At 46.7% G+C, this 5,012-nt stretch carries 2 tRNA genes and 3 rRNA genes; all 5 read right to left on the bottom strand.

Features of this window, described 5'->3' with window-relative positions:
• Positions 1-25: 25 nt before the first annotated feature.
• A 5S ribosomal RNA gene (gene rrf, locus ACFO3O_RS22475) occupies positions 26-133 on the bottom strand.
• A 227-nt stretch (positions 134-360) separates the two neighbouring features.
• Positions 361-3,178: ribosomal RNA gene (locus tag ACFO3O_RS22470) — 23S ribosomal RNA — on the bottom strand.
• A 215-nt stretch (positions 3,179-3,393) separates the two neighbouring features.
• Positions 3,394-3,467: transfer RNA gene (locus ACFO3O_RS22465), tRNA-Ala, on the bottom strand.
• A 191-nt stretch (positions 3,468-3,658) separates the two neighbouring features.
• A tRNA-Ile gene (locus ACFO3O_RS22460) sits at positions 3,659-3,732 on the bottom strand.
• A gap of 206 nt (positions 3,733-3,938) precedes the next feature.
• Positions 3,939-5,012 (bottom strand): 16S ribosomal RNA (locus ACFO3O_RS22455); the annotation flags it as partial.

Here is a 5,012-nt window from a genome sequence, read left to right as displayed (position 1 = left end):
TAAACACTGAATTAAATTCAGCGTAAAAAGGCGGCGACCTACTCTCCCACGATTGTAGTACCATCGGCGCTGGCGGGCTTAACTTCTCTGTTCGGAATGGGAAGAGGTGAGCCCCGTCGCTATAACCACCTTAGTCTTTGTTCCCGCGAAGGCGGGAATCTTATCATATCATATTCTGAACTTGAGAATATGAGATTCCCGCCTTCGCGGGAATAAATATCGTAACATACTAGAAAATAAAAAAGAACAAGGCTATTATATAGCATATAAATACTCAATGTAAACTATTAAAGAGTTTGCACCCCTCATTACTCATAAGAGTAAGTGTCCTCCCCTTTTGGGGGAGTTAGAGGGGGCTTGTACATAAGCTTACGGGTTATTAGTACTACTCGGCTATGACATTACTGCCTTTACACCTATAGCCTATCAACGTGGTAGTCTCCCACGACCCTTTAAAGAAATCTCATCTTGTGGTGGGTTTCGCGCTTATATGCTTTCAGCGCTTATCCCTTCCCGACATAGCTACCCTGCAATGCTTCTGGCGAAACAACAGGTACACCAGCGGTCAGTCCAACTCGGTCCTCTCGTACTAGAGTCAGATCCACTCAAATTTCTTACGCCCACTGTAGATAGAGACCGAACTGTCTCACGACGTTCTGAACCCAGCTCGCGTGCCACTTTAATGGGCGAACAGCCCAACCCTTGGGACCTTCTCCAGCCCCAGGATGTGACGAGCCGACATCGAGGTGCCAAACCCCCCCGTCGATATGAGCTCTTGGGGGAGATCAGCCTGTTATCCCCGGAGTACCTTTTATCCTTTGAGCGATGGCCCTTCCATGCGGAACCACCGGATCACTATGCTCTACTTTCGTACCTGATCGACTTGTAGGTCTCTCAGTCAAGCTCCCTTATGCCATTACACTCTACACACGATTGCCAACCGTGTTGAGGGAACCTTTAGAAGCCTCCGTTACTCTTTTGGAGGCGACCACCCCAGTCAAACTACCCACCACGCACTGTTCCTCTATCAGAGGTTAGACTTCAAATAAATAAAGGGTGGTATTTCAACAATGACTCCACAACGCCTGGCGACGCCACTTCAAAGTCTCCCACCTATCCTACACATTATTTATCCAAAGCCAATACGAAGCTATAGTAAAGGTTCACGGGGTCTTTTCGTCCCACAGCGGGTAATCGGCATCTTCACCGATACTACAATTTCACCGAGCTCATGGCCGAGACAGTGTCCAGATCGTTGCACCATTCGTGCAGGTCGGAACTTACCCGACAAGGAATTTCGCTACCTTAGGACCGTTATAGTTACGGCCGCCGTTTACCGGGGCTTCAATTCAAACCTTCGCTTACGCTAAGCTCTCCTCTTAACCTTCCGGCACCGGGCAGGTGTCAGGCCCTATACATCATCTTTCGATTTAGCAGAGCCCTGTGTTTTTGATAAACAGTCGCCTGGACCTCTTCACTGCGGCCCATCTAAAAGATGGGCGACCCTTCTCCCGAAGTTACGGGTCGATTTTGCCTAGTTCCTTAGCCATGAATCTCTCGAGCACCTTAGAATTCTCATCCCAACCACCTGTGTCGGTTTACGGTACAGGCTGCTTCACTTGCTTTTCTTGGAACTCGATTCGCTAGATTATCACCGCGGCCGTAGCCTTAGTGTACTATCGGGGTATTACTACTCCCTTCAACGCACAATTCCGTCTGTGCGCACTAACTATTCGAATCCGTCGCTTTTAATGTGAGCAGGTACGGGAATATTAACCCGTTGTCCATCCACTACCCCGTTCGGGTTCGCGTTAGGTCCTGACTAACCCTCAGCTGATTAGCATAGCTGAGGAAACCTTGGTCTTTCGGTGTGCGGGTTTCTCGCCCGCATTATCGTTACTTATGCCTACATTTTCTTTTCTATACGTTCCACCATACCTCACAGTACAACTTCAATACATATAGAATGCTCCCCTACCGATCTTTCGATCCCATAGCTTCGGTAGTATGTTTATGCCCGATTATTATCCATGCCGAACCGCTCGACTAGTGAGCTGTTACGCACTCTTTAAATGAATGGCTGCTTCCAAGCCAACATCCTAGCTGTCTAAGCAGTTCAACCGCGTTTTTACAACTTAACATACATTTGGGGACCTTAGCTGATGGTCTGGGTTGTTTCCCTCTCGGACATGGACCTTAGCACCCATGCCCTCACTGCTGATCAACATTTTATAGCATTCGGAGTTTGTCAGGAATTGGTAGGCGGTGAAGCCCCCGCATCCAATCAGTAGCTCTACCTCTATAAAACTATAAATCAACGCTGCACCTAAATGCATTTCGGGGAGTACGAGCTATTTCCGAGTTTGATTGGCCTTTCACCCCTACCCTCAGGTCATCCCAAGACTTTTCAACGTCAACGGGTTCGGTCCTCCACTTTGGGTTAACAAAGCTTCAACCTGCCCAAGGGTAGATCACACGGTTTCGCGTCTACTCAAACTAACTAAAACGCCCTATTCAGACTCGCTTTCGCTACGGATCCGGCCCTGAAGGCCTTAACCTCGCTAGTTAAAGTAACTCGTAGGCTCATTATGCAAAAGGCACGCCGTCACTTATCGCTCCGACCGCTTGTAAGCGTATGGTTTCAGGTTCTATTTCACTCCCTTATTCAGGGTTCTTTTCACCTTTCCCTCACGGTACTGGTTCACTATCGGTCTCTCAGGAGTATTTAGCCTTAACGGATGGTCCCGCCAAATTCATACAGGGTTTCACGTGCCCCGCACTACTCAGGATACCACTATCTGTAACTGTCTTTACCTATACCGGGCTATCACCGTCTATGGCCGCTCTTTCCAAAGCGTTCTAGTTCATAAAGCACAGAATATCGTGGTCCTACAACCCCAATATTGCCGTAACAACATTGGTTTGGGCTAATCCGAGTTCGCTCGCCGCTACTATCGGAATCACTTTTGTTTTCTTCTCCTCCGGGTACTTAGATGTTTCAGTTCTCCGGGTTCGCCCACCTTACGGTGTAACATATCTTCAATATGCCAGGTTGCCCCATTCGGATATTTGCGGATCAATTCTTGTGTGCAGATCCCCGCAACTTTTCGCAGCTTATCACGTCCTTCATCGCCTCTGAGAGCCTAGGCATTCCCCATACGCCCTTAATTAGCTTATTGTACTTTTTGCTCTTTAAGGACTTATGCATTAAATGCAAAAGCCTTTGTATTATAATGAGTTATTCATATTATATTATAAATTGCGTATATAGTCGATAAACTATACACGACTTCTCGTATTCTTTTTTATTTCCCAATATGTCAATGAACGTTATTAGCTTTTGGCTCTTAGCCATTAGATAATAGCTAATAGCCAAATGCTAATAGCTTAAAGTGGAGAATATCGGAGTCGAACCGATGACCTCCTGCGTGCAAGGCAGGCGCTCTAGCCAGCTGAGCTAATCCCCCATTTTTTAGTTATGAGTTATTAGTTATGAGTTATGAGTACATGACCCGCAACAAACCCAACTTCTAAAATTTCCTTCAATAAAGATCCTGAAATGAATTCAGGATAAATGAACATCGCGAGTTATAAGCTTTCGCGAAAGCGTATCTATTAAAAAAACGCAACATTTCTAATTTCGTTTTTCTAATTTGTGTAGTCCCAGGCAGACTCGAACTGCCGACCTCTACATTATCAGTGTAGCGCTCTAACCAGCTGAGCTATGGGACTCTATATAAAGTACCTAGTATTCAGTATGTCTCTGATGATAAAATCACCAAATAGCCTCATACTAAGACCGTATAAATTATTAAATCGACAGCTATTGAAAACTAAAAAATCAAACCTTGTAACTAAGTTCTCATCTATAACAAGTAAGTTGGTTGTGTGATTAGATTCCCACCTTCGTGGGAATGAAAATCAGGGACAAGCTCTAGAAAGGAGGTGTTCCAGCCGCACCTTCCGGTACGGCTACCTTGTTACGACTTAGCCCCAGTTACCAGTTTTACCCTAGGCCGCTCCTTGCGGTGACGGACTTCAGGTACCCCCAGCTTCCATGGCTTGACGGGCGGTGTGTACAAGGCCCGGGAACGTATTCACCGGATCATGGCTGATATCCGATTACTAGCGATTCCAGCTTCACGGAGTCGAGTTGCAGACTCCGATCCGAACTGAGATAGGTTTTATAGATTCGCTCCTTATCACTAAGTGGCTGCTCTCTGTACCTACCATTGTAGCACGTGTGTGGCCCAGGACGTAAGGGCCGTGATGATTTGACGTCATCCCCACCTTCCTCACAGTTTGCACTGGCAGTCTTGTTAGAGTTCCCGACATCACTCGCTGGCAACTAACAACAGGGGTTGCGCTCGTTATAGGACTTAACCTGACACCTCACGGCACGAGCTGACGACAACCATGCAGCACCTTGTAAATTGTCCGAAGAAAAGTCTATCTCTAAACCTGTCAATCTACATTTAAGCCCTGGTAAGGTTCCTCGCGTATCATCGAATTAAACCACATGCTCCACCGCTTGTGCGGGCCCCCGTCAATTCCTTTGAGTTTCATTCTTGCGAACGTACTCCCCAGGTGGGATACTTATCACTTTCGCTTAGTCACTCAGCCCGAAAGCCAAACAACTAGTATCCATCGTTTACGGCGTAGACTACCAGGGTATCTAATCCTGTTCGCTACCTACGCTTTCGTCCATCAGCGTCAATATATTGTTAGTGATCTGCCTTCGCAATCGGTATTCTATGTAATATCTAAGCATTTCACCGCTACACTACATATTCTAACCACTTCACAATAATTCAAGACATACAGTATCAATGGCAGTGCTATGGTTGAGCCACAGCATTTCACCACTGACTTATATGCCCGCCTACGGACCCTTTAAACCCAATGATTCCGGATAACGCTTGCACCCTCCGTATTACCGCGGCTGCTGGCACGGAGTTAGCCGGTGCTTATTCTTATGGTACCGTCATCAGAGTACACGTACCCCTTATTCT

Source organism: Dokdonia ponticola, assembly GCF_042653865.1.
Classification (GTDB): Bacteria; Bacteroidota; Bacteroidia; order Flavobacteriales; family Flavobacteriaceae; genus Dokdonia; species Dokdonia ponticola.
Note: the sequence above shows the minus strand (reverse complement) of the source record. Positions and strands in the feature narration are given on the sequence as shown.